We start from the raw sequence: 25,371 nt of genomic DNA on the forward strand, positions 1-25,371 counted from the left end.
CTTCGCGGTCGGTCACGGTCGGCGTCACCAGATCCTCTTCCTCAGTCGTCGCTGCGCCATCGGCACCGCGCGCGGCATTGCTTTGCGCCGAGGAACCGGGCGGCGTGGCCACCGGGGCGGGATTGGCCCGGCTTGCGCCATCGTCGCGCAGATAGCTGAAGAACTCGCCGTCGGGCTGGATCACCATGCTGCTGTTCTGGCCCTTCAGCGCGCGTTCATAGGAGGTCATCGAGCGCGTGAAGGCAAAGAATTCCGGATCGCGGCCGAACGCGTCGGCATAGATTGCGTTGCGTTCCGCATCCGCCTCGCCGCGAACGATCGAGGCGCGCTTCTGGGCTTCGGAGGTCAGCTCGACCACGGTCCGGTCGGCAGCCGCGCGGATGCGCTGCGCGGCCTCTCCACCACGGGCAATCTCGTCCGCCGCCTCGCGCTGACGTTCCGCCCGCATCCGGGCATAGGTCGCGGTCAGGTTCTGTTCGGGCAGATCGGTCCGGGTCAGGCGCACGTCGATGATCTCGACGCCAAGGCCGGTCGAATTGTTGCGCGCCTCGTCGCGGATCTGGTTCATCAGCCCGGTCCGGTCATCCGACAGCACGCTGGTCGAGGGAACCGAACCCAGAACCTCGCGGATGGCGGTGTTGACGATCGGCTCCAGCCGGCCAAGGGCGGTCTGGATGCCGCCGGTGCCGACGGCCTGCCGGAAGCGCACCGGGTCGGTGATCCGCCAGCGAGCGAAGGCGTCGACGACCAGCCGCCGATCGTCCAGCGGTGTCACCTCCAGCGGCGAGGTGGGCAGGCCCAGGATACGATCGTCGTATTTCGCGACGTTGTCGAGGAACGGCACCTTGACGCCAAGGCCGGGCTGCTCTTGCACATCGACGACCCGGCCAAGGCGCAGCACCAGCGCCTTCTCGCGTTCGTCGACAATGAAGATCGAGGACATGGCCACGACGCCCACGACGATCAGCGCGGGGATCGCCAGCGCGGAAATGGTCAGTCTGCGGGCGGCCATCAGTTATTCCCTCCGGTCGTCATGTTGCTGCGATTGGTATTGTCGGTCTGGCTGGCGCCATTGCCCGAACCCGAACCGGATCCGGATGGCCGCCGCAGCTGATCCAGCGGCAGATAGGGCACCACGCCCGAACCGTTCGCGCCGCCGCCGATCCCCTCGCCGATGATGACCTTGTCCACACTTCCCAGAACATTTTCCATTGTTTCCAGATACATCCGGCGGCGGGTGACCTCGGGGGCCTTGATATATTCCTCGTAGATCGAATTGAAACGCGCGGCCTCGCCCTGGGCGTTGTTGACAGCCTCGGCGCGATAGCCCTCGGCCTGTTCCAGCGTCGCGGCGGCATCACCGCGGGCCTGGGCCAGGACGCGGTTGGCATAGGCGTCGGCCTCTTTCTCCAGCCGGTCGCGTTCCTGCTGCGCGGCCTGCACCTCGCGGAAGGCGTCGATCACCTCGCCCGGCGGGTCGGCCCGGTCGAGGTTGACGCGGACCACGTTGATCCCCGACTGATAGGCGTCCAGCGTGCGCTGCACCGCATCCTTCAGGTCATTGGCGATGGAGCCGCGATCGCGGTTCAGGATCGGCGCCAGTTCCGACCGCGCGATGATGTCGCGCATGGCCGATTCGGCGACCGCCCGGATCGTGTCGGCCGGATCGGCAAGGTTGAACAGGAATTTCTCGGGATCCGAGATGTTCCAGACGACCTGATATTCCATGTCCACGATATTCTGGTCGCGGGTCAGCATCAGCCCGCTGTCCATCGGACCGGACCGGCCGGTGCCGATCTCGGTCACGCGTTCATTGGTGACGGGGACGACTTCTGCGGTGACGAAAGGCCAGGGCGCAAAGTTCAGACCCTCGCTGCCCACCGCAACGGCGCGGCCGAACAGGAATTCGACGCTTTTCTCGTTGGTCTGGACCCGGTAGAAACTGGCAAAGGCCCACAGGCCAAGCGCGACCAGCCCGCCCAGCACCAACGTCGAGCGGTTGAAGCCGAAGCCCGGCCCCGACGGCCCGCGACCCGAACCGTTCGGACGGCCGCCGCCGCCACGCCCGCCCATCAGCACGCGCAGACGTTCCTGGCCCTTCTTCATCAGTTCCTCGATCTCGGGCATCTGTTCGCCGCCGCCGGGCCGGCGCGGACCCTTCGGCGGCTGATCGTTGCCCCAGGGGCGGTCCGACGGGCGCTTGCCGCGATCCTCGTCATCCCCGCCGCCATTTCCGCCGCCGCCCCACGGGCCCTGACTTGCCATGCGCTCGATCTTCCTTTCGTCGATGAATTTCCCTGACTGACACTTAAGGGGCCGGGGCCGATGGTCAACCCTTGCCGGCCAGCCGGTTTCCCCGGCCGCCTGCGGCACGGGGCCGCGCCTCCATCCGTCAGACCGCCATCGTTTCGATCCGGTGCCGGCGGACCGGATGCCGCATCGTCACCAGTTCCTCGGCCGCGGTCGGATGGACGGCGATGGTTGCATCGAACTGCGCCTTGGTCGCGCCCAGGGTGATCGGGATCGCGGCCAGCTGGATCATCTCGCCCGCCTCGGGGCCGAAGATCTGGCAGCCCAGCACGCGGTCGGTCTCGGGTTCGACCAGCAGCTTCATCATCGTGCGCGCGTCCGAACCGGCGAACATCGACCGCATCGGTCTGAAGGTGGTTGCATAGACATCGACCGATCCCGCCACGCGGGCCTGTTCCTCGGTCAGCCCGACCGTGCCCAGTTCATGCGGGCGCAGATAGACGGCGCTGGCGACGATGCCGTGATCGACCTTGCGCGGGCCATCGCCGAAGATCGTGTCGGCGAAACTGTGCCCCTCGCGGATGGCGACCGGGGTCAGGTTGACCCGGTCGGTGACATCACCCACCGCGAAGATCGAGGGAACCGAGGTCTGCGACCATTCGTCCACCGCGACGGCACCGTTCGCCCGCAGCGTCACCTCGGTCCGTTCCAGGCCCAGATCCTGGCTGTGCGGCGCGCGCCCGGTCGCAAAGATCACCCGGTCCACGATTTCGTGGTTGCCATCGGCGAAATGCACCGCGATCCGGCCGTTCCGTTCGTCCAGCCGCGACGGCGTCAGGCCCAGCCGCAGATCGATCCCGATATCCTGAAGCTGCCGCGTCGCCATCTCGCGCGCTTCCAGATCGAAGCCGCGCAGCACCGCGTCGCCGCGATAGGTCTGGATGACATCGACGCCCAGCCCGTTCAGGATGGTCGCAAACTCGCAGGCGATGAAGCCGCCGCCGACGATCAGCGCGCGCTGCGGCAGGGTTTCCATCAAGAACAGGTCGTCCGAGATCATCCCCAGTTCCTGACCCGCGATGCCCGGCCAGACGGGCCGGCCGCCGGCGGCGATCAGGATGTGCTTGGCGCTCAGCCGCGTGCCATCGGCCAGTTCCACCTCGTGATGGCCGGCCAGCCGGGCGCGCTGGTGGTGGATCGTCACCCCGGCCTTTTCGGCGTTGGTGGTATAGGCGCGCTCCAACCGGTCCAGTTCCGCATCCAGTTTCTCGCGGAAGATCTGCCAGTCAAAGCGACCGGACTCGGCATCGCTCCAGCCATAGCCGCGCATTTCCTCGGCCATCAAGCCGGCCTGACTGGCAAAGATCATCAGCTTCTTGGGCACGCAGCCGCGAATGACGCAGGTGCCGCCCATGCGGCTTTCCTCGGCCAGTCCGACCCTGGCGCCATGTTCACCCGCCGCGATGCGCGCCGCGCGCACCCCGCCCGAGCCGCCGCCGATGACGAAGAGATCGTAATCGAAACCCATCAAAACTGCTCTCCCTCGCCGGCCAGGAAATCGGCATCCATGCCCGCGTCGCGGTTCAGTTCCACGACGCTGCCATCAGCCTTGCCAATGATGGCCAGATCGCACATGCCGAGGAACAATCCATGTTCGACCACGCCCGGAATGGCCGACAGCGCATGGGCCAGCGCGACCGGCTCGGGGATCGCATCCAGATGCAGATCCAGGATCCAGTTGCCCTCGTCGGTCAGCCAGGGATCGCTGCCCCGCAGCCGGTGCATGACGTCGTGTCCGCCAAGGCCCAGATCGTCCAGCGCCCGGCGGATCAGCTTGCGCGTCGTCTCGAAGCCGAATTGCAGCACCTCGACCGGCAGGGGGAACTTGCCCAGCTGATCGACGATCTTGCCGGGATCGGCGATCACCACCATGCGGTCACTGGCGGCGGCCACCACCTTCTCGCGCAGATGCGCGCCGCCGCCGCCCTTGACGAGATGCAGATCGGGATCGACCTCGTCGGCACCGTCGATGGTCATGTCGAGCCAGCCGAGCTGATCGAGGCTTTCGATGCCGATGCCATTGCGCAGGGCCAGATCGGCGGTCGTCTTCGAGGTCGCCGCACAGCGCAGCTTCAGACCCTCGGCCTGCACGCGGGCGCCCAGCAATTCGACCATGATGCTGGCGGTCGAGCCGGTGCCAAGACCCAGCTTCATGCCGTCCTCGACCAGGGCCACCGCGGCGCGGGCGGCGGCCAGCTTGGCCGGATCGGGTTCTTGCGGCATGAGCGGATCTCCTACGAAGGCTGTTCCGGCGCTGTATAGACCAAGGCAGGCGCAAGGGCGAGAGGCGCCTTCGATCCCCGCTCGGGCATGCCGCGCGCCCGACGAGGGGGCGGACCGGGGCCCAGCCCCGGCCCGGTCGCTGCCGCTGGGCCTTGAAGCCGCGCGGGACGCGCGGGACGCGACCTCAATCCCCCGCGGACCCGCCCGACGCCGCGCCCGCCTCCGGCAGGATCACCGTGAAGCGGCTTCCCTGGCCTTTCGTGCTTTCGATCCGGAAGCGGCCGCGATGACGGTTCACGATATGCTTGACGATGGCGAGGCCGAGGCCCGTCCCCCCCTGCGCCCGCGAACGGTGGGTATCGACGCGATAGAACCGCTCGGTCAGGCGCGGAAGATGGATCTCGTCGATCCCCTCGCCGCGATCCTCGATCGCGACCGCCCAGCCGGGACCGCGCAGCATCGGCTCGTGCGGGATGCGGCGCAGATGCAGGCCGAGATACCCCCCCTCGCCGCCATATTTCAGCGCATTCTCGACCAGGTTCTGAAACACCTGCACAAGCTGATCGGCATCCCCCGCAAGCCGCTGGCTGCCGTCGAGTCCCGTAGCCTCGACCCGCACATCCAGGGCCTCGGCGGCCGGGCCCATCGTCGCCAGCACCCCGCGCAGCAGCAGCGGCAGATCGACCAGGGTCTGCGGACGGCGGCGCTCCTCGGCCTGGACCCGGCTCAGCGACAACAGATCGCCGACCAGCCGGTTCATCCGTCCCGCCTCGCGTTCCATGATGTCCAGAAACCGCGCGCGCGCCTTGTCGTCGTTGCGCGCCGGGCCGCGCAGGGTCTCGATGAACCCGGTCATCGCGGTCAGCGGCGTTTTCAACTCGTGGCTGACATTGGCGACGAAATCGCGGCGCAGTTGTTCCCCCTCTTCGGCGGCCGAGCGGTCGAGGATGGCGACGACGGCGCCCGCACCCAGCGAGGGGGCAAGTCGCGAAACGGTGATCTCGGCGGCGACATCGCGGCGGTCGGCGGCAATCTGGGCGCGCAGGACCGCCCCTCCCTCGGGCGGGGTCGGCAGCACGGGATCGGGCGGCGGCGCGGGGTGGCGGTCCGGTGCCAGCACCCGGTCCAGCGCCTGAAGCACGGCCGGATGGCGGATGACGGTGACGAAGGGACGGTCCAGCAGATTCGGGCCGAACAGCGCTTCGGCGGCGGGATTGGCGCCGATCATGCGGGCCTGCGCATCGACGATCAGCACCGGCAGCGGAATGCCGTCCATGATCCCGGCCACGCGCCTGCACGCCTCGCGCGTCATCGCAGCTTCAGTCCAGCCGCCGCAGACCGGCGCGGAAGCGCGCCGCATTGGCGCGATAACGGGCCGCAGAGCGCAGCAGGTCCGCCTGCGCCGCCTCGTCCAGCATCCGCACCACCCGGCCCGGCGCGCCCATGACCAGCGCGCCCGCCGGGATCTGCTTTCCCTCGCCGATCAGCGCCCCCGCGCCGATCAGCGCCCCCGCCCCGATCACCGCGCCGTTCAGGATGGTCGCGCCCATCCCGACCAGCGCGCCCGCGCCGATGGTGCAGCCATGCAGGATCGCGCGGTGGCCGATGGTGCAATTTGGCCCGACGACCAGCGGATGACCCGGATCGGTGTGACAGACGCAGAGATCCTGAAGGTTCGATCCGCGACCCAGCCGGATTTCCTCGTTGTCGCCGCGCAGAACCGCGCCCCACCAGACCGATGCACCCGGTTCCAGCACCACCCGCCCGATCAACTGCGCGTCGGGGGCGGCCCAGGCGTCGCCGTCCAGTCGCGGTGCGATTCCGTCCAGTTCCCAGATCATGCGCCCTGCCCCTCCATCAGCCGCTTCACGAAGGCCCCAAGGCCGCCCTGCCGATCCCGGCGCAGACGCTCGGCGGTCAGGATCGCGCGCAGATGTGCCTCGGTCCGGTCAAGATCGTCATTGACCAGAACATAGTCATATTCGGCCCAATGGCTGATCTCGGCCCGGCTCTTGGCCATGCGGCCGGCGATCACCGCCTCGCTGTCCTGACCGCGCGCGCGCAACCTCCGTTCCAGTTCCGGCAACGAGGGCGGCAGCACGAAGATCGACACGACATGCCCGCCCAGGGCCGAGGCGCGGATCTGCTGGCCGCCCTGCCAGTCCACGTCGAACAGCGTGTCGCGGCCCTCGTTCATCGCCGCCTCGACCGGCGCGCGGGGCGAGCCGTAGAAATTGCCGAAAACCTCGGCATGTTCCAGCATCTGCCCGCGGCTGACCAGGGCTTGGAAATCCCGTGGCGTGATGAAATGATAATGCTGACCATCGATCTCGCCGGGCCGGGGCGCACGGGTCGTGGCCGAGACCGAAAAGCGCAGGGCCGGATCCCATTCCATCAGCCGTCGCGCCAACGTCGATTTGCCCGCGCCCGAGGGAGAGGACAGGATGATCAGCAAACCCGTTCGATCCATCGGCACCCTTTCCCGGTGGCATCCCTGTGTCGCCGCCGGGGATGAACCAGCCCGCCTTCGTGGTCAAGTCCCGGCCCCGTCGCGGCGCGGAAAGTCTTAACCATTCGTTAGGAATCGACTCGGCAAGCGTGCTGCGATTGACATAGGATCACAGCGGGACCGATTGTTTTCCGGTCCCTGTGCAAGGTGACATGTGAGGGTTTTCCGTTGGCAGACGAAAAGGGCAACAGCGATCGTGACGGGCCCGATCCGGCATCCGGTTCGGCCCAGTTGCTGCGGCTGGCCGATTACGACCGGGTGCAGCCCGGACACATCATCGCCGAGATGCGCGATTACTGGCACGGCCTGCGGCGCGGCCGCGCCATCCCCGCACGCAGCGATGTCGAGCCGCGCGGGATCAGCCGCGCCCTGGACTACGCCTTCATTCTTGAACGGATCGCGCCCGGGGCCGCGCGGATGCGCCTTGCCGGCCGCCACCTGATCGACCTGATGGGAATGGAGGTGCGCGGGATGCCGATCTGCGCCTTCCTGCAATCCAGTTCCCGGGGACGCCTGTCGGATGTGCTGGAATCGGTCTTCAAGGCGCCGCAGATCGCCGAACTGACGCTGCATTCCAGGGGTGAATATGCCCGGCCCGAACTGAACGCGAGGATGCTGCTGCTGCCGCTGAGATCCGATCTCGGCGATGTGACCCGGGCCCTGGGGTGCCTGATCTCGGATGGCGAGACCGGTGTGGCGCCGCGCCGTTTCGATCTGGTCGCGGACAGGGTGCTGCCGATCATCGAGGGGGGCACGACCGTCGCGCCATCGCCTTCGGGCTTTTCCGAGCCGCCATCGCGCTTTGATGGCATGGATACGCCAAAACGGCGGCGGGGCGATGCGAAGGGCGCCCCTGCCGCGCCCCTGCCCGATCCAGGCCGCACAGCGACACCCGAGGAACGGCGGGCCGGCTTTCGGGTCGTGACCGACTAGTGCACGCACCCATCCATGACGAACGCGGTTTTCTTTCTGTGAAAGAGGAAAGCAGCCGGTCCCAGCGTTGCGACGAACTGACAGAGTTCTAAAGGTCGACGACCAGGCCGCTCTTGCCGTCCTCGACCGCGACGCCCGCCGAGGACGCGACCGGATCGAACGGTTCTTGTCGAAACGCAAGCATTGCCGGGCCATCGCGACCGGATTCGAGAAACACGATGACAATTTCCTTGCCCTCGTCAAACGCACCGCAACACGCATCTGGTTTCGCGTTCATGAGCCGGTGACCCGGGCCTGCGCCGCACGGCTTGCAACAGGACCGCATCGCCCCTAACAGAACGGGAACAGTCATTTGCCCCCGGAGGGAAAGCCATGGATATCGAAGCCCGCCGCGAAGCCGACCCGCAGCACTGGAAACTGGCCAGCGCGATCCGCGTCCTGGCGATGGACGCGGTCGAGGCCGCCAGTTCCGGCCACCCCGGAATGCCGATGGGCATGGCGGATATCGCGACAGTGCTGTTTCGCAAGCACCTGACATTCGACGCCTCGGATCCGCACTGGTTCGACCGCGATCGTTTCGTGCTGTCGGCCGGCCATGGTTCGATGCTGCTCTACGCGATGCTGCACCTGACCGGCTATGCCGACATGACGATGGATCAGATCCGCAATTTCCGCCAGCTGGGCTCGATCACCGCGGGTCATCCCGAATACGGCCACGCAACCGGGATCGAGACGACGACCGGCCCGCTGGGCCAGGGCCTGGCCACCGCCGTCGGCATGGCCATGGCCGAAGAGGCGATGCGCGCGGAATTCGGCGCCGAATTATGCGATCACCGCACCTGGGTCATCGCCGGCGACGGCTGCCTGATGGAAGGGATCAGCCAGGAGGCGGTGGCGCTTGCCGGCGCGCAGAGGCTGGGTCGGCTGATCGTGCTGTGGGACAACAACGACATCACCATCGACGGCCGGGTCAGCCTGTCCGACAGAACCGATCAACGTGCCCGGTTCGAGGCTTCGGGCTGGCGCGTGCTGTCCTGCGATGGACACGATGTCGCCGATATCGAACGCGCCCTGTCCAAGGCCGCCACGGATGACGGCCGACCGGTCCTGGTCGATTGCAAGACCATCATCGGCTTTGGCGCGCCCAACAAGTCCGACAGCGCCAAGGCCCATGGCTCGCCCCTCGGCGCCGAGGAAATCGAGGCCGTCCGCCGCGCCCTTGGCTGGACCGCGCCGGCCTTCGAGATCCCCGACGACATCCTGTCCGACTGGCGCGAGATCGGCGCGCGGGGCGGCAAGGCGCGCAAGGCCTGGGAAGACCGCGTCGAAGCCCTCGCATCCGACAACCGCGAGGAATTCCGCCGCCGGACCGGGAACGGCGCCAATCCGCACCTGGTGCCGACCATCGTGGCGCTGAAGACGCAGGCGGCCGAAAGCAAGCCCAAGATTGCCACCCGCAAGGCCAGCGAGAACGTGCTCGAGGTGCTGAACCCGCACATGCCCGAGAATTTCGGCGGCTCGGCCGACCTGACCGGCTCGAACAACACCCGCACCCCCGATCTGGGCATCTTCGGACCCGAAGACCGGATGGGCCGCTATATCCACTACGGCATCCGCGAGCACGGCATGGCGGCGGCGATGAACGGGATCTGGCTGCATGGTGGCTTTCGCCCCTATGGCGGCACCTTCCTGACCTTCACCGATTACGCCCGCGGCGCGATCCGCCTGTCGGCGCTGATGGGCCTGCCCGTCATCTATGTCATGACCCATGACAGCATCGGCCTGGGCGAGGACGGGCCGACCCACCAGCCGGTCGAACATCTGGCCATCGCGCGCGCGACGCCGAACATCCTGACCCTGCGACCCTGCGATCAGGTCGAGACCGCGGAGGCCTGGGAACTGGCCCTGACGCAGACCGCCCGCCCCACGATCATGGCGCTGTCGCGGCAGGGACTTCAGGCCCTGCGCACCAGCCATCAGGACGAGAACCTGTCGGCCAGGGGGGCCTATGTGCTGCGCGAGGCCTCGGGCGGGAAACCCGCGGTGGTGCTGATGGCATCGGGCTCCGAGGTCGAGATCGCGGCGACCGCCCGCGACACGCTGGAGGCCGAGGGCACACCCGCCCGCGTCGTCTCGGTTCCCTCGATGGAATTGTTCCGCGATCAACCCTCCGCCTATCGCGAAGAGGTTCTGCCGGCCGGCACCGTGCGCGTCGCGATCGAGGCCGCGGTGCGCCAGCCCTGGGACTGGCTGCTGCTGGGCGAACGTGGCCGCGAGGAGAAATCAGATTTCGTCGGCATGACGGGCTTTGGCGCCTCGGGGCCCGCACCCGCGCTCTACAAGGAATTCGGGATCACCGCCGACAATGTCGTGGCCAGGGTGAAGGCGATGCTGTGAGGCGACATTTCGCCTTCGGCGAGGGTATTTGGACAACAGAGAAGCCGCCGCTTCTTCGTTGCTCAAATACCCATGACGCCCACAGCTGATGCGAGTCCTGGCGCGGGCCTTCGCGCTGATGGCGCGCGAACGTGACGGCCCTCGCCAGCCGCGGCCCGCACAGACGGCGGGAATCGTCTTTCTTCTGGCCGCGATCATCGGTTTCACGCTGATGGACGCGACCGCCAAGCATCTGACCCGAACCTATCCTCCGGCACAGATCGTCTGGGCACGATTTCTGGGAAATCTTCTGATCTTTCTGGCGATCTTTCGCGGACGGGTCTTCGTTTTGATGCGGTCGCGCCAGCCGGGCCTGCAACTGGCGCGCGCGGGGATGCAGCTTGCCTCGGTCGGGTTGTTCTTCACCGCGCTGCAATTCATCGGGCTGGCCGAGGCGACGGCGATCATGGATCTGAACCCGGTCCTGATCACGCTGGGTGCGGCGCTGTTTCTGGGCGAGGCGATCGGGCCGCGCCGGATCGCCGGCATCGCTGCGGCGCTGATCGGGGCGCTGATCATCATCCGGCCGGGCCTTGGCGTGTTCCAGCCCGCGGCCCTGCTGCCGCTGGCCGGTGCCTTCACCTATGCGGCGGGGGCGCTGCTGACAAGGATCGTCCGGGCGGATTCGGTGGCGACCTCGGTGCTGTGGTCGGCGGTTCTGGGCACGGTGGCGACCTCGGCGCTGGTGCCGTTCTTCTGGCTTCCGGTCGCGGCGGGCGATCTGTTGGCCTTCGCGGCGCTGGCGCTGTTCGGCACCGCCAGCCAGTATTTCCTGGTGCGTGCCTTCGCCGTTGCCGAGGCCGGCGTTCTGGCTCCGTTCGGCTATACCGGTCTTGTCTGGGCGGGATTCTGGGGCTGGCTGTTCTTCGGACAATTGCCGGATCGCTGGACCGTCGCGGGCGCTGCGCTTATCGTCGGCGCGGGCCTCTACGTCTGGTCGCGCGAGGCCGGTGCCGCCCGGAAGGACCGATGAGCGACGACGACAGGACATCCTTCACCGACCGCCTGGCGAACGCCGCCTTTCTGGCGGTGATGGCGGCGGCGCGGCTGCTGCCCTATGATCGCAGGATACCGGTGATGGGCTGGGTGTTCGCGCATCTTCTGGCCCCGGTCGCGGGCTGGCGGCGGCGGATTCGCGACAATCTGGCGCTGGCCAGGCCCGATCTGGATCACGAGGCGGTCGAAATCCTGGTCCGGGCCGTGCCGGAGAACACCGGCCGGTCGCTGGCCGAGATCTATTCCGGCGACGCCTTCACTGCCCGGATACGCGCCTCGGATCCGCTGGAGGGTCCGGGCCTGCCGGCGCTGGAGACGGCGTTCGAGACCGGGCGACCGGTCATCATCGCCTGCGCGCATTTCGGCAATTACGACGCCATGCGCGCCGCCCTCGCCGGTCGCGGCTGGCCGGTCGGCGCGCTTTATCGCCCGATGAACAACGATGCGTTCAACCGTCACTATGTGCCCACCATCAGCGCCATCGCCGAACCGCTGTTTCCGCGCGGGCGTGGCGGGCTGGCCGCGATGCTGCGCTTTCTCAAGGGCGGCGGCTGGCTGGCCCTGGGCTTTGACCAACATGACCGGCACGCGCCGGAACTGCGCTTCTTCGACCTGCCGGCCAGGACCGTGCTGACCCCGGCCGAGCTGGCGATCCGCTATGACGCGCTGATCCTGCCGGTCCACGGTATCCGGCAGCCCGATGGTCTGTCCTTCCGTGTCCATGTTGGCGAACCGCTGGAAAAGGCCGCTCCGGACCGGATGATGCAGGCCCTGAATGACGATCTGGAAATGCTGGTCCGCCGGCATATGGATCAATGGTTCTGGGTGCACCGGCGCTGGAAATGAAGCCGCTGCGACAGCGCACAGCCGATGTGCGCGAACCGGCATTGCCTGCCGCGCAGGCCGACCATATCTGCCGGCAGAAGCGCGCGGCATGACGGTCGCGAGAAAGGATTATCCATGAAAAAGATCGGTTTCCTGTCCTTCGGGCATTGGGCGCCCGAGCCCGGCTCGCAGGTGCGTTCGGCCAGCGATGTCCTGCTGCAATCCATCGATCTGGCCGTCGAGGCGGAAAAACTGGGCCTCGACGGGGCCTATTTTCGTGTCCACCATTATGCGCGGCAACTGGCCTCGCCCTTTCCGCTGTTGGCTGCGATCGGTGCGCGGACATCGACGATCGAGATCGGCACCGGCGTGATCGACATGCGCTATGAAAACCCGCTTTATATGGTCGAGGATGCCGGCTCGGCGGATCTGATCGCGGGCGGGCGGCTGCAACTGGGGATCAGCCGCGGCTCGCCCGAACAGGTGATCGAGGGCTGGCGGCATTTCGGCTATCAGCCCGCCGAGGGGGAAACCGACCAGGACATGGCCCGCCGCCATACCGAGGTCTTCCTGCAACAGCTGGAAGGCAAGGGCTTTGCGCGCCCCAATCCGCGCCCGATGTTTCCCAATCCACCCGGTCTGCTGCGCCTGGAACCCCATTCCGAGGGGTTGCGGGACAGGATCTGGTGGGGATCGGCCTCGGATGCGACGGCGGTCTGGGCCGCGCGGATGGGAATGAACCTGCAAAGCTCGACCCTGAAGGTCGATGAAGGGGGCGAGCCGTTCCACGTCCAGCAGGCCCGCCAGATCCGCGCCTATCGCGCGGCATGGGTCGAGGCCGGACACGCGCGCGATCCGCGCGTTTCGGTCAGCCGCTCGATCTTTGCCTTGGTCAGCGACATGGACCGGCGCTATTTCGGACGCGGCGGCAAGGACAGCGACCAGATCGGCAATATCGACAATTTCCGCGCGGTCTTCGGCCGCTCCTATGCGGATGAACCGGATCGGCTGGTCGAGGCGCTGCGCCAGGACGAAGCCATCGCCGAGGCCGATACGCTGTTGCTGACGGTGCCGAACATGCTGGGCGTCGAATACAACGTCCATGTCCTCGACGCGATTCTGAAACACGTGGCCCCTGCCCTCGGCTGGCGGTGATCACGTGCCCGGCGCGCCAGCGCGCGCCGGGTTGTAGCTGCGGGCGCCGGGTTCCGGCGTTCAAGCCGCGCACCCGGCGGTGGTGCCGACGCCGTCCCCTAGTCGTGGCGGATCACCATGGTCCGGGTCGCGGCGAATTCGTAGAGCGCATCGAACCCCTTTTCGCGGCCATGGCCTGATTTCTTCATGCCGCCGAACGGCAACTCGATCCCGCCGCCCGCGCCATAGGCGTTCACGAAGACCTGCCCGACCATGATCTGCCGGGCGACTCGGATGGCGCGGCTGCCATCGCGCGACCACACCCCGGCGACAAGGCCGTAATCGGTATCGTTGGCAAGGGCGATTGCATCGGCTTCGTCGGAAAAGGTCATCAACGACAGGATCGGGCCAAACACCTCCTGCTGCGCCAGCGGGTGATCGCGCGGCACCGGGCCGTAGGCGCGGGGGGCGACGAAATTGCCGTCCCGCGCGGCCTGCGGATCGATCCGGCCCTCGGCGATCAGCGGGATGCCATCGTCATCGGCGCGATCGCAAAAGCGGCGGACCCGCTGCATCTGTTTCGGCGAGATCAGCGGCCCGAGATCGCGATCCGCATCCTGCGGGGCTGCGGTCAGGGCGGGAAAATCGCGACGCAGGCGTTCCGTCACCGCCTCGGCGATGCCGTCCTGAACCAGAAGCCGCGCCCCGGCCGAACAGGTCTGTCCCGCATTCTGGGTGATCGCCTTCAGGACCACCGGCATGGCATGGTCCAGATCGGCATCGTCGAACAGGATCTGAGGCGATTTGCCGCCCAGTTCCAGCGTGCAGCCGATATGGTGGCCGGCCGCCGCCTGCTGGACCGCCGCGCCCACCTCGGGGCTGCCGGTGAAGCTGATGAAGTCGATGCCGCGGTGCGCGGCCAGCGCCGCCCCGGCCCGATCACCGCGTCCCGGCACGCAGTTCAGCGCCCCGGCGGGCAGCCCCGCATCGCACAGGATCTGGGCCAGGCGCAGCGGCGTCAGGCAGGCATCCTCGGCCGGTTTCAGCACGCAGGCATTGCCCATCGCCAGCGCAGCGGCGATGGTGCGGCCGAACATCTGCGCCGGATAATTCCATGGGATGATATGTCCGGTCACGCCGAAGGGCACGTATTCGGTGGTCACGAAATGGCCGGGCAGGAAGGGAATCGTGTCGCCATGCAACTTGTCCGCCGCGCCGCCGTAAAATTCCAGATAACGTGCCGTCGCCGCGATATCGGCGCGCGCCTGCGAGATGGGTTTGCCGGTATCGCGCGCCTCCAGCGCCGCCAGATCCCCGGCCGCCCCGGCAACCAGGGCGGCGGCGCGCGACAGGATGCGGCCGCGCTCGGTCGCGCTCAACGCGCCCCATGCGCCATTGCGCGCACGTCGCGCGGCGGCGACGGCGGTGTCGATATCGGCCGCATTGCCCGAGGCGATGCGGCTGAATGCCTCGCCGGTGGCGGGGTCGATCACCGGCAGCGTCTCGCCGCTGGCCGAGGGGCGCCATTCGTTGTCTATGAACACACCGTCGATGACGGAATCGGGATTGCGCGCGGCGATGTTCATCGGACCCTCCTCGTGATGCCCGGGGATCCTTGCGCATCGCGGCGCGGCGCGCAAGCGGGGCTAGGTGGCGCGACGCCGGCCGACGGCTGACAGAGCCGCGGCGACCGCCTGTTCGATGGTCAGATCGGTCGTGTCCAGCACTACCGCGTCATCGGCCGGCCGCAGCGGTGCGCTGGCGCGCTGGCTGTCACGGCGGTCGCGTTCCTGCAACTGGGCCAGCATCTCGGCCGGGTCGGCGCCCAGTTCGGACGCCCGGCGCATGGCCCGCACCTGGTCCGAGGCGACGACATACAATTTCAGATCCGCCTGCGGGCAGATCACCGTGCCGATATCGCGCCCGTCCAGCACCGCGCCGGGTTCGCGCATCGCGAAGCGGCGCTGGAAATCGATCAGGGCCGCGCGGACCTCGGGGATCGCCGCGACGCGGCTGGCGGCCTGACCGGCCTCGGCGCTGCGCAGATCGTCGCGTGCCAGATCCGCTGCGACCAGCCCGCGGGCCGCTGCGACCGGATCGCCGCCCTTCACCCCGGTCGCCCGGTAGAGCAGCCCGGTATCAAGATGATGAAAGCCCAGATCGGCGGCCAGCGCCCGCCCGATCGTCCCCTTCCCCGAGGCCGCCGGCCCGTCGATCGCAATGATGAACGCCATGTCCCCGGCCTGCCGTTTTACCCGTCACCGCCTCTTTGCATATCCGCGCGGCAAAGGTCCAGCCGGCAGCAGAGGTCGCGGAACGGCCCTTGTCGGACCGGCAAGAGGGCGGTCGGGCGGGCGAATTCTTCTTGGCATCACCGTGATTCTGCATTTCTATCGCCGAAATGAAGAATTTATTTCGGTTTAGTGATTTATGTCGATCAATTATCTTGATCGTGTCGCCAATGCCCGATCGGTGCCCGAGGCAAGCGATGCCTATCTTTCGGCTTTGCGCGAACACGGTTTTCAACACGGTCTCTATATCGCGCGCTTCCTGCTGTCGCTTCCCGCCGCCGTGCTGCGCGAAGAGCCGATCCTGTTCGGCAATTTCCCCGACGGCTTTGTCGCACGGCTAGGCGCCGGGGGGCTGCTGGCCACCGCGCCCTGGGCGGTCTGGGCGCTGCAGAATTCCGGCAATGCCTCGTTGCGGGATGCGTGCCTGGGGCATGAAGACGGGGCCGCGGAAATCCACCCTGCGATCCGTCTGGCGATGGATCACGGCGTCGAGGCGGGTCGAGTCATCAGCCTCAGGAACAGGGTGCCGCGCAGTCATGGCGCGGTATTGCTGTGCCCTGGCGGCGGGATCAGCCACGAGCGCGCCGAAACGGCCTGGCAATCCGCGCGCGGCGAGATCGGGATTCTGACCTCGGTCCTGCATCTTCGGCTGGCGACGCTGGGCCGGCGGCTGGTCGAAACCCGCCTGACGCAGCGTCAGCGCGAGGTTCTGGAATGGAGTTCGGCCGGAAAGACGGTGGCCGAGATCGGCACGATCCTGGGCGTAGCGGCCGCCACGGTCGAAAAACATCTGCGTCTGGCGCGGCAGGCGATCGGGGCCGATACGACCGCCCACGCCATCCTCCGCGCCCATCTGGCCCACCAGATTTTCCCGCACGGCCAAGACCTGAACCCGTTCACGTGAGGATAGGCCAATAGGGGTAGGGTTTGCCTGACTTTCTCTTTGCGGCAAATCGGCCTTGAATCGTGACGTTCCGTGAGTGGTGACACAGAATGTGTCAGGAACCTGCGCAAGGGTCCGAGTGTTGCCCGGGCCGCGCATCCCGTCAGAAACGGGGGGCATCTGCCGATGGCGGTCTTGTCGTCGTCGGCGGATGTCGCGCGTTCCCGGCCGATGTCGCAAAACGACGAAAGACGCCGGCCATCGCTGACCGGCGTCTTCGCAGAAAACGGCAGGGAACGGATCAGGCGCCGCCCAGGGTCTTGGCGACCTCGGCCGCGAAATCCTCTTCCTTCTTCTCGATGCCTTCGCCGACCGCGACGCGGGCAAAGCCCACGATCCTGGCACCGGCGTCCCTGGCCGCCTGTTCGACCGTGACATCGGGATTGATGACGAATTTCTGACCCAGCAGCGTCACTTCCTCGAAGAACTTGGCCATCCGGCCGACGATCATCTTTTCGATCACCGCTTCCGGCTTGCCCGATTCGCGGGCCTGTTCGGTCAGGACGGACTTCTCGCGTTCCACCAGGGCCGGATCCAGATCGTCCTGGCTCAGCGAGGCGGGTGAGGTCGCGGCGACATGCATCGCGATCTGGCGGCCGATTTCCTCGTCGCCCCCGTCCAGACCGACCAGAACGCCGATCTTGCCCATCCCCTCGGCTGCGGCGTTATGGACGTAAGAGACGACCAGCGGCGCTTCGACCTTGACCATGCGGCGCAGGGTCATGTTCTCGCCGATCTTGGCGATGGCGTCGGTCAGAACCTCCGAGACGGGTTTGCCGTCGATCCTGGCGGCGTTCAGTTCCTCGGTATTCTGCACGTCCAGACCGGCCTCGGCGATCTTGCGGACCATGCGCTGGAATTCCTCGTTCTTGCCGACGAAGTCGGTCTCGGAATTCACCTCTACAGCGACGCCCTTGCCGTTCCTGACGGCCACGGCGACCAGACCCTCGGCCGCGACGCGACCGGATTTCTTCGCGGCCTTGGCCAGGCCCTTGGTCCGCAGCCAGTCCTGCGCGGCCTGCATGTCGCCATCGGTCTCGGTCAGCGCCTTCTTGGCGTCCATCATCCCTGCGCCGGTGGTCTCGCGCAGTTCCTTCACCATCGCGGCGGTGATAGCCATGATCCGTCTCCTTTGATCAACACGTCAGGCGGGGCATATCCCCGCCTGACGACGTTTCCGTAAATGCATCCGGGGTCCGGACGGGCCGGATCGATCAGGCGTCGGCCGTCGCCTGCTCGTCGGCTTTCGCCTCGGCCTCGCCCTCGTTCAGCGCCTCGTCGGGCGTTTCGGACAGGGCGCCCAGATCGACACCGGCGGCACCCATCTGCGCGGTCATGCCGTCCAGCGCCGCACGGCTGGCCAGATCGCAATACAGCGCGATGGCGCGGGCCGCATCGTCGTTGCCCGGAATGATATAATCCACGCCGTCGGGCGAGCAATTGGTATCGACCACGGCGACGACCGGGATCCCCAGCTTCTTCGCTTCGAGGATCGCCAGGTCTTCCTTGTTCACGTCGATGACGAACAGCAGATCCGGCAGGCCGCCCATGTCGCGGATGCCGCCAAGGCTGGCCTGCAGCTTGGCCTGTTCGCGTTCCAGCCCCAGGCGCTCTTTCTTGGTCATGCCTTCGGCGCCGCCGGCCATCGTCTCGTCGATGGCCTTGAGGCGGTTGATCGACTGGCTGACGGTCTTCCAGTTGGTCAGCGTGCCGCCCAGCCAGCGGTGGTTCATGTAAAACTGGGCCGAGCGTTCGGCCGCATCCGCGATCGGCTTCTGCGCCTGGCGCTTGGTGCCGACGAACAGCACGCGGCCGCCCTTGGCGACGGTGTCGCGCACGACCTGCAGCGCGGCGTCCAGCATCTGGACGGTCTGGGTCAGATCGACGATGTGGATGCCGTTGCGGTCGCCATAGATGAATTCCGCCATGCGCGGATTCCAGCGTTGCGTCTGGTGGCCGTAATGGACGCCAGCTTCAAGAAGCTGACGCAGGGAAAATTCGGGAAGCGCCATTCCAATGTCCTTTCCGGTTTGCGCCTTGGCAGGGGTTCTGAAGGCTTTTGCCTCAACCGGTGGACCCACGGGGATGTCTGTCCGCAAGGCCCGCCCACTGCCTGTGAAGTGAGCGCGCAGATAGACGCTGTGCGCACGCTTTGCAAGGGGTAACGGGCCTGTCCGCTCACATGAAGCTGTCGGGCACGGCGGCTTTCCGGCCCGCGACATATTCCGACAGCGCCTCGGCGATGCCCGGATCCAGATCGGGGGCCTGATACTCGCCCAGCATCCTGGCGACCTTCAGCGCGGCCAGCGTCGCCGTGTCGCGCGCGCCTTCCTCCTCCCAGGTTTCGAAGGGCTTGTAGTCCAGGATGCCGGTGCGCCAGAAGGCTTCCTTGTAATTGGCCTGCGTATGGTCACAGCCCAGATAATGCCCGCCCGGCCCCACTTCGCGGATCGCGTCCATGGCCTGCCCGTTCTCGGACATGTCCACGCCCGCCGCGATCCGGTGCAGCAGGCCCAGCTGATCGGCGTCCATCACGTATTTCTCGTAGCTGCTGACAAGCCCGCCTTCCAGCCAGCCGCAGGAATGCAGCATGAAGTTCACCCCCGCCAGCAGCCCGATATTCAGCGTGTTCGCGGTCTCGTAGGCCGCCTGTGCATCCGGCAGCTTCGATCCGCAGAACGAGCCCGCGCTGCGATAGGGCAACCCCATCCGCCGGGCCAGTTGCCCCGCCCCCAGCGTGATCTGGGCGGCCTCGGGCGTGCCGAAGGTAGGCGCACCGCTGTTCATGTCGATCGAGGTGACGAAGGCGCCGAAGATCACCGGCGCGCCGGGACGGATCAGCTGGCTGTAGGCCACGCCCGCCATCACCTCGGCCAGAACCTGCGTCAGCGTGCCCGCGACGGTGACGGGCGCCATCGCGCCGCCGACGATGAAGGGACTGATGATCGCGGCCTGATTGGCCCTCGCATAGACCTCCAGCGCGCCCATCATCACCGAATCGAAGGTCAGCGGGCTGTTGATGTTGATCAGGCTGGTCATCACCGTGTTGCGGTCGACGAAATCCGACCCGAACAGGATCTTCGACATCTCGACCGAATCGGCGGCGCGTTCGGGCAGGGTCACCGAACCCATGTAGGGCTTGTCCGACAGGGTCATGTGGGCGTGCAGCATGTCCAGATGGCGCTTGTTCACCGCCACGTCTGTCGGTTCGCAGACGGTGCCGCCGCTGTGATGGACCCATTTCGACATCTGGCCCAGCTTCACGAAATTGCGGAAATCCTCGATCGTGGCGTAGCGCCGGCCGCCGGCCTGATCGCGCACGAAAGGCGGGCCGTAGACCGGTGCCAGAACCAGATTGCGTCCGCCGATCTCGACATTGCGTTCGGGATTTCGGGCGTGCTGGGTAAAGCTGGCCGGCGCGGTGGCGCAAAGCTGTCGCGCCAGCCCCCTGGGCAGCCGCACCCGTTCGCCGTCGATGTCGGCCCCCGCCTCCTTCCACCGCGCCAGCGCGTCGGGATTGTCGACGAAGTTCACGCCGATTTCCGCAAGCACCGTCTCGGCATTGGCCTCGATGATCTCCAGCGCCTCGTCGTTCAGAATCTCCAGGTTCGGGATGTTGCGGCTGATGAAGCGCGCATATTCGAAGCGCGTCGCCGTGCGTTCGGCCCGGCGCGCGGCCCCGCCTCCGCTGCGGCGGCCACGGCGTTCGGCGACGGCATCCTCGGTCATGGCGATCCCCTTCCTGCAAACATGACTGCGTCCCGTGATAGGCTGCGCGCCGAAGGCCGTGCTGCCCGTTTGCGCCTTTCCCTTGCCATGATGCGACATCGACGCGCGGCCGCGACGCTTTCACGCAGGGTTGACCAAAAGGGTGAATTGCCTTGGCTTCCCGCCTGCCCCATCTTCCGGGGATGACAATGCAATTCCGCTTCGGCCGAGACTACGATTTCCTGGAAACCCTTGCCGACGCGATCGTCCATGGGGTCGGCGTCGTGGCCGCCCTGATCGGTGTGACCGTGCTGATCTTCCAGACAACGGTCTGGGGCACGCAGGCGGTGATGCTGGCCGCCTGGATCTACGGGCTGGGGCTGATCGGGGCGCTGGCAATCTCTTTCATCTACAACATGTTGCCGCCATCGCGTTTCAAATGGATCATGCGGCGGCTGGATCATTCGGCCATCTTCATCCTGATCGCGGCAACCTACACGCCGTTTCTGGAACCCGGCGCCTCCAGCGACCCGATGATCCTGACGCTGCTGGTCGCGATCTGGTTCATGGCCGGGATCGGCGTCGCGGTGAAATGTCTTTTTCCGGGGCGCTATGACAGGCTGGCGGTGATCCTCTATCTCGCGATGGGATGGAGCGGCATCCTGGCGATCCGGCCCATCGCCATGCATCTGCCCGCGACCTCGATGGTTCTGATCGTCATTGGCGGACTGCTCTATACGGCGGGCGTGATCTTCCACCTGTGGCAAAAGCTGCGGTTCCAGAACGCGATCTGGCACGCTTTCGTGGTGACGGCGGCGGCGGTGCATTACGTCGCGGTGCTGACGGCGGCGGTGTCGCCCGCGACGCTGTAGCCGACCGGCGCCAAGCCGCTTGCATCCGGCCGCCGCAGGCGTCAGGTTCGGAGCGATCCTGCCAGCGAGGTGACGCATGACCCCCCAAACCCAATCCCGGAAAAGCCGCGCGCTGTGCGACATCGCGCCGGTCATCCCGGTGATCGTCATCCAGCAGGCGGCGAAGGCCGAAGCTCTGGCCCGCGCCCTTGTCTCGGGCGGCCTGCCGGTGCTGGAAGTCACCCTGCGTTCTGACGCGGCGCTCGACGCGATCCGCGCCATGTCAGGGGTCGAGGGCGGCCATGTCGGCGCCGGCACCGTGCTGAGCCCGGACGACGCCAAGCGCGCCAAGGACGCCGGCGCGACATTCGCGGTCTCGCCCGGGCTGACCGACCCGCTGATCGCGGCCTGCGCGGATCTGGACCTGCCGCTTCTGCCCGGCGCCGTCACCGCCTCGGAGGTGATGCGGGCGGCGGATGCGGGATATGACATGCTGAAATTCTTCCCGGCCGAAACCTCGGGCGGTGCGCCGGCGCTGAAATCGCTGGCCGGCCCGCTGCCGCGGATCAGTTTCTGCCCCACCGGCGGCGTCTCGCCGCAGAACGCCCGCGACTACCTGGCTCTGCCCAATGTGGTCTGTGTGGGCGGCAGCTGGATCGTCACCGATGCCGATGTCGCATCCGAAGACTGGGATGCGATCGAGGCCCGCGCAAGGACCGCCGCCGCCCTGCGCCAAGGCTGATCGCGGCCATGGACAGGGCAAGGCGGAATGTCGCGGTCCTGGTGGCCGCGCAAGCGATACTTGGCGCCCAGATGCCGGTGCAATTCATCGTCGGCGGTCTGGTCGGGCAAAAACTGTCGCCCAGTCCCTGCCTTGCAACCCTGCCCATCTCGCTGATCGTGCTGGGCTCGGCGATCAGTGCGCGGCCGCTGGCCCGGTTCATGCAGATGCGGGGACGGCGCGCGGGCTTTCTGCTGGCGGTTGCCGCGGGCGGCTCCGGCGCGGCGGTGTCGGCGGCCGGAATCTGGCTGGGCTCGTTCCTGCTGTTCCTGACGGGCGGACTGCTGAGCGGGGTCTACTTTTCGGCGCAGGGATTTTTCCGCTTCGCCGCGACCGATACCGCCAGCGACCATTTCGCACCGCGCGCGATCTCGTGGGTGATGGCGGGTGGCCTTGCCTCGGCCATCATCGGGCCGGGTCTGGTCCGTGCCACCGGCGATCTGACCGCGATTCCGTTTCTGGGCACCTATCTGGCGGTGATCGGACTGAACCTGATCGGCCCGATTCTCTTCGCCTTTCTCGATATTCCCCGCCCGCCGCGCGCCCGGCCCGGCCAGGATCGGGACCGCCCGCTGGGCCAGATCCTGCGCGAGCCGCGTATCGTCGTCGCCATGATCTGCGCGATGGTGACCTATTCGCTGATGAACCTGGTCATGACTTCGACGCCGCTGGCGGTGGTGGGCGGCGGCTACCGGCCCGAACACGCCGCCAATATCGTCAGCGCGCATGTGCTGGCGATGTTTGCGCCCAGCTTCTTCACCGGCTACCTGATCAACCGTTTCGGCGCCGCGCGCATCGTCGGCACCGGGCTTGCGATCCTGGCCGGCGCGGGGGCGGTCGCGCTGAGCGGGATCACGCTTTCGAATTTCTTCGGCGCGCTGATCCTGCTGGGACTTGGCTGGAATTTCGGCTTCATCGGCGCGACCACGATGCTGGCGCGCGCACATCGCCCCGAGGAACGCGGCCGGGTGCAGGGCATCAACGACCTGTTCGTCTTCGGCGGCGTCTTTCTGGCGTCGCTGTCCTCGGGCGGACTGATGAACTGCACCGGAGGCTCGAACGAGGGCGGCTGGTATGCGGTCAATCTGGCCATGCTGCCGCTGCTGGCCCTGGCCGGCGGGGCGCTGATCTGGCTGTTGATGCGCCCGAAAACGGCCTGAGACCGTCCTGGCCCAGCACCAGCCGCCCGGCCCCGTCCTCGGCGCGTCCGATCACGGCCGCTTCGGCAAAGCCGTGATCGCGGAAGATGGCCAGAACCCGGTCCGCCTCGGCCTCGGCGCAGGCGACCAGCAGGCCGCCGCTGGTCTGCGGATCGGATATCAGCGCGCGATCCTCGGGTGCGAAACCGTCGGGCAGCGCGACCTCGCCACCATAGCCGGCCCAGTTGCGCCCCGAAGCGCCGGTCACGAAGCCGCCGGCGGCAAGATCGCGCGCGCCCGCCAGCAGCGGCACCGCCGCCCAGTCCAGCCGCAGCGTGCAACCCGATCCGCGCGCCATTTCCAGCGCGTGACCGGCCAGCCCGAACCCCGTCACATCGGTCATCGCATGAACGCCCGGCAATCGCGCCAGATCGGGACCGGGCGTGTTCAGCCGCGTGACGGTTTCGATCATCATTGCGTAATCCTTTGGCGACAGGGCCTCTTTCTTCAGCGCCGCCGAGAAGACGCCAACCCCCAGCGGCTTGCCCAGGATCACCACATCGCCCGGTTTCGCGCCCGTGTTGCGCCTGACATGATCGGGATGGACCAGGCCAAGCGCCACCAGGCCATAGATCGCCTCGACCGAATCAATGCTGTGGCCGCCGCCGATGGGAATGCCCGCATCGCGGCAGGCCATCGCGCCGCCTTCGAGGATGCGGGCGATGGTTTCGGGCGACAGCCTGTCGATCGGCATTCCCACCAGCGACAGGGCCATGATCGGGGTGGCGCCCATGGCATAGACATCGCTGATCGCGTTGGTCGCGGCGATGCGGCCGAAATCCAGTGGATCGTCCACGATCGGCATGAAGAAATCGGTCGTGGCCACCAGTGCCTGCTGATCGTTCAGCCGATAGACCGCGGCATCGTCGGATGTCTCGATGCCCACCAGCAGCTCGTCCGGGACCGGCAGCATCGCGGTTCCGCGCAACAGGCCGGTCAGCACGCCGGGCGCGATCTTGCACCCGCAGCCGCCGCCATGGGACAGCGAGGTCAGGCGCGGTTCGGTCGGGCTTTGGTCGTCCATCGGAGCCTCCGGAATTTTGGTGAAGACTAGCACCGCCTCCGGTCGGCGGCAATCGAACGCCTCTGGCCCGCGCCGCCGTTTCCGCCTATCAGGGGCGCCACGAACGAGGATCGGCCATGCTGAAGACCCGCATCATTCCCTGCCTCGACGTGGCCGATGGCCGCGTGGTCAAGGGCGTCAACTTCGTCGATCTGATCGATGCGGGCGATCCGGTCGCGGCGGCGCGCGCCTATGACGCGGCGGGCGCGGACGAGATCTGCTTTCTGGACATCCACGCCACTCACGAGAACCGCGGCACCATGTTCGATCTTGTCACGCGCACGGCCGAACAATGTTTCGTGCCGCTGACGGTGGGCGGCGGTGTGCGCACAGCCGAGGACGTGCGCGCCCTGTTGCTGGCGGGCGCGGACAAGGTCAGCTTCAACTCCGCCGCCGTCGCCGATCCCGACGTGATCGCGCGGGCCGCCGACCGGTTCGGCAGCCAATGCGTGATCTGCGCCATCGACGCCAAGACCGTCGCCGGCGGCGGTTGGGAGATTTTCACCCATGGCGGGCGCAGGCCGACCGGAATCGACGCGGTCGCCTTCGCGCGGACCGTCGCCGAACGCGGCGCCGGGGAAATCCTGCTGACCTCGATGGACCGCGACGGCACGCGCGCTGGCTTCAACCTGGCGCTGACCCGTGCCATCGCCGATGCGGTGCAGATACCGGTCATCGCATCGGGCGGGGTCGGCACCCTGGATCACCTGGTCGAGGGCGTGACCCAGGGCCATGCCAGCGCCGTCCTGGCCGCCTCGATCTTCCATTTCGGCTCCTATTCCATAACCGAGGCCAAGGCCCACATGGCCGCAGCCGGCATTCCGATGAGACTGACATGAGCGCCATCGACAGACTTGCCGCCACCATCGCGACGCGCCGATGGGCCGATCCGGAAAGCAGCTGGACGGCGAAACTGCTGGCCGGGGGGCCGGAAAAATGCGCCGAGAAATTCGGCGAAGAGGCCGTCGAGGCGGTCATCGAAGCGGTTCGCGGCGACCGCGCCCGGCTGACCGCGGAGGCCGCTGACGTGATCTTCCATCTGCTGGTCATGCTGGCCGCGCGCGATGTGGCGCTGGCCGATGTCGAGGCGGAACTGGCGCGGCGCGAAGGCCTGTCGGGCCTTGCGGAAAAAGCCGCGCGGGGCGACTGAAGGCGGGATCAAGGCGCGG

At 67.2% G+C, this 25,371-nt stretch carries 24 protein-coding genes and 1 pseudogene; 11 read left to right on the forward strand and 14 right to left on the reverse strand.

Translation table 11 applies throughout. The features are described from left to right. Positions 1-31: 31 nt before the first annotated feature. The 7 genes and pseudogenes from hflC to gmk all read right to left on the reverse strand — a co-directional run. A pseudogene (gene hflC / locus AC13CR_RS17935) lies at positions 32-997 on the reverse strand (protease modulator HflC); the annotation flags it as partial. Between the two features lie 14 nt (positions 998-1,011). Then, positions 1,012-2,265, reverse strand: a complete 1,254-nt coding sequence (gene hflK, locus AC13CR_RS17940) for an FtsH protease activity modulator HflK (protein WP_446232619.1) — start codon at positions 2,263-2,265, stop codon at positions 1,012-1,014. Positions 2,266-2,392: 127 nt separating this feature from the next. Next, positions 2,393-3,778, reverse strand: a complete 1,386-nt coding sequence (gorA, locus tag AC13CR_RS17945) for a glutathione-disulfide reductase (protein WP_446238202.1) — start codon at positions 3,776-3,778, stop codon at positions 2,393-2,395. Continuing rightward, positions 3,778-4,533 (reverse strand): ribose-5-phosphate isomerase RpiA, encoded by a 756-nt coding sequence (rpiA, locus tag AC13CR_RS17950; RefSeq protein WP_292952544.1) that lies wholly within the window; start codon positions 4,531-4,533, stop codon positions 3,778-3,780. Before rpiA ends, gorA begins: the two co-directional genes overlap by 1 nt. Positions 4,534-4,717: 184 nt before the next feature. Continuing rightward, the gene (locus AC13CR_RS17955; protein WP_292978022.1) at positions 4,718-5,845 is read right to left on the reverse strand and encodes an ATP-binding protein; all 1,128 of its coding nucleotides are present in this window, start codon (positions 5,843-5,845) and stop codon (positions 4,718-4,720) included. A gap of 7 nt (positions 5,846-5,852) precedes the next feature. Beyond that, entirely contained in the window at positions 5,853-6,374 is a 522-nt protein-coding gene (locus AC13CR_RS17960) for a gamma carbonic anhydrase family protein (RefSeq protein WP_292952538.1), read from the reverse strand. Continuing rightward, positions 6,371-7,003 (reverse strand): guanylate kinase, encoded by a 633-nt coding sequence (gene gmk, locus AC13CR_RS17965; protein WP_482900930.1) that lies wholly within the window; start codon positions 7,001-7,003, stop codon positions 6,371-6,373. The genes AC13CR_RS17960 and gmk overlap by 4 nt, the downstream gene beginning before the upstream one ends. Before the next feature lie 207 nt (positions 7,004-7,210). Between gmk and AC13CR_RS17970 the strand changes: the two genes are divergently transcribed. Further along, a complete protein-coding gene (locus AC13CR_RS17970) occupies positions 7,211-7,975 on the forward strand; it encodes a PAS domain-containing protein (protein WP_292952532.1) in 765 nt (254 codons plus the stop codon). Positions 7,976-8,063: 88 nt separating this feature from the next. On the opposite strand, the gene AC13CR_RS17975 is transcribed toward AC13CR_RS17970, so the two are convergent. Further along, the gene (locus AC13CR_RS17975; RefSeq protein WP_292952529.1) at positions 8,064-8,252 is read right to left on the reverse strand and encodes a hypothetical protein; all 189 of its coding nucleotides are present in this window, start codon (positions 8,250-8,252) and stop codon (positions 8,064-8,066) included. 95 nt (positions 8,253-8,347) lie between these two features. Here AC13CR_RS17975 and tkt point away from each other — a divergent pair, with 95 nt between their 5' ends. From tkt to AC13CR_RS17995, 4 genes are all read left to right on the forward strand, one after another. After that, a complete protein-coding gene (gene tkt / locus AC13CR_RS17980) occupies positions 8,348-10,372 on the forward strand; it encodes a transketolase (RefSeq protein ID WP_446236701.1) in 2,025 nt (674 codons plus the stop codon). Positions 10,373-10,460: 88 nt separating this feature from the next. Then, the gene (locus AC13CR_RS17985) at positions 10,461-11,384 is read left to right on the forward strand and encodes a DMT family transporter (protein ID WP_482900931.1); all 924 of its coding nucleotides are present in this window, start codon (positions 10,461-10,463) and stop codon (positions 11,382-11,384) included. After that, positions 11,381-12,253 carry a lysophospholipid acyltransferase family protein gene (locus tag AC13CR_RS17990; RefSeq protein WP_292952520.1) on the forward strand — a complete coding sequence of 291 codons (873 nt, stop codon included), beginning with the start codon at positions 11,381-11,383 and terminating at the stop codon, positions 12,251-12,253. Before AC13CR_RS17985 ends, AC13CR_RS17990 begins: the two co-directional genes overlap by 4 nt. Positions 12,254-12,367: 114 nt before the next feature. Further along, positions 12,368-13,387, forward strand: a complete 1,020-nt coding sequence (locus AC13CR_RS17995; RefSeq protein WP_446237451.1) for an LLM class flavin-dependent oxidoreductase — start codon at positions 12,368-12,370, stop codon at positions 13,385-13,387. 98 nt (positions 13,388-13,485) lie between these two features. Here the strand turns inward: AC13CR_RS17995 and AC13CR_RS18000 are convergent, their stop codons facing one another. Both AC13CR_RS18000 and AC13CR_RS18005 read right to left on the reverse strand, forming a co-directional pair. Then, positions 13,486-14,952, reverse strand: a complete 1,467-nt coding sequence (locus AC13CR_RS18000; protein WP_482900932.1) for an aldehyde dehydrogenase family protein — start codon at positions 14,950-14,952, stop codon at positions 13,486-13,488. 60 nt (positions 14,953-15,012) lie between these two features. Continuing rightward, positions 15,013-15,600, reverse strand: a complete 588-nt coding sequence (locus AC13CR_RS18005) for a (d)CMP kinase (RefSeq protein ID WP_292952511.1) — start codon at positions 15,598-15,600, stop codon at positions 15,013-15,015. A gap of 196 nt (positions 15,601-15,796) precedes the next feature. Here AC13CR_RS18005 and AC13CR_RS18010 point away from each other — a divergent pair, with 196 nt between their 5' ends. After that, positions 15,797-16,561 carry a helix-turn-helix transcriptional regulator gene (locus AC13CR_RS18010; protein WP_292952508.1) on the forward strand — a complete coding sequence of 255 codons (765 nt, stop codon included), beginning with the start codon at positions 15,797-15,799 and terminating at the stop codon, positions 16,559-16,561. A gap of 280 nt (positions 16,562-16,841) precedes the next feature. Here AC13CR_RS18010 and tsf read toward each other — a convergent pair whose 3' ends face one another. The 3 genes from tsf to AC13CR_RS18025 all read right to left on the reverse strand — a co-directional run bounded on the left by tsf (position 16,842) and on the right by AC13CR_RS18025 (position 20,329). Beyond that, positions 16,842-17,720 (reverse strand): translation elongation factor Ts, encoded by an 879-nt coding sequence (tsf, locus tag AC13CR_RS18015; RefSeq protein ID WP_292978113.1) that lies wholly within the window; start codon positions 17,718-17,720, stop codon positions 16,842-16,844. A 94-nt stretch (positions 17,721-17,814) separates the two neighbouring features. Beyond that, entirely contained in the window at positions 17,815-18,612 is a 798-nt protein-coding gene (gene rpsB, locus AC13CR_RS18020; RefSeq protein ID WP_292952502.1) for a 30S ribosomal protein S2, read from the reverse strand. Positions 18,613-18,778: 166 nt separating this feature from the next. Continuing rightward, positions 18,779-20,329: a trimethylamine methyltransferase family protein gene (locus AC13CR_RS18025; RefSeq protein WP_292952499.1), complete on the reverse strand. Its 1,551-nt coding sequence runs from the start codon at positions 20,327-20,329 to the stop codon at positions 18,779-18,781. Positions 20,330-20,511: 182 nt separating this feature from the next. Here AC13CR_RS18025 and trhA point away from each other — a divergent pair, with 182 nt between their 5' ends. The 3 genes from trhA to AC13CR_RS18040 all read left to right on the forward strand — a co-directional run bounded on the left by trhA (position 20,512) and on the right by AC13CR_RS18040 (position 23,100). After that, positions 20,512-21,180 carry a PAQR family membrane homeostasis protein TrhA gene (gene trhA, locus AC13CR_RS18030; protein WP_482900933.1) on the forward strand — a complete coding sequence of 223 codons (669 nt, stop codon included), beginning with the start codon at positions 20,512-20,514 and terminating at the stop codon, positions 21,178-21,180. A gap of 76 nt (positions 21,181-21,256) precedes the next feature. Continuing rightward, positions 21,257-21,901: a bifunctional 4-hydroxy-2-oxoglutarate aldolase/2-dehydro-3-deoxy-phosphogluconate aldolase gene (gene eda, locus AC13CR_RS18035; RefSeq protein WP_292952493.1), complete on the forward strand. Its 645-nt coding sequence runs from the start codon at positions 21,257-21,259 to the stop codon at positions 21,899-21,901. An 8-nt stretch (positions 21,902-21,909) separates the two neighbouring features. Continuing rightward, on the forward strand, positions 21,910-23,100 hold the full coding sequence (locus AC13CR_RS18040; RefSeq protein ID WP_292952490.1) for an MFS transporter: 1,191 nt from the start codon (positions 21,910-21,912) through the stop codon (positions 23,098-23,100). Here AC13CR_RS18040 and selD read toward each other — a convergent pair. Next, a complete protein-coding gene (gene selD / locus AC13CR_RS18045; protein WP_292978114.1) occupies positions 23,021-24,163 on the reverse strand; it encodes a selenide, water dikinase SelD in 1,143 nt (380 codons plus the stop codon). The two genes, AC13CR_RS18040 and selD, sit on opposite strands and share 80 nt — an antisense overlap. A 116-nt stretch (positions 24,164-24,279) precedes the next feature. On the opposite strand from selD, the gene hisF reads away from it, so the two are divergent. Both hisF and AC13CR_RS18055 read left to right on the forward strand, forming a co-directional pair. Next, positions 24,280-25,041: an imidazole glycerol phosphate synthase subunit HisF gene (gene hisF, locus AC13CR_RS18050; protein WP_292952486.1), complete on the forward strand. Its 762-nt coding sequence runs from the start codon at positions 24,280-24,282 to the stop codon at positions 25,039-25,041. After that, a complete protein-coding gene (locus AC13CR_RS18055) occupies positions 25,038-25,352 on the forward strand; it encodes a phosphoribosyl-ATP diphosphatase (RefSeq protein WP_293014270.1) in 315 nt (104 codons plus the stop codon). Before hisF ends, AC13CR_RS18055 begins: the two co-directional genes overlap by 4 nt. Positions 25,353-25,371: the final 19 nt, after the last annotated feature.

The sequence above is a fragment of the Paracoccus sp. L-17 genome (assembly GCF_056857655.1).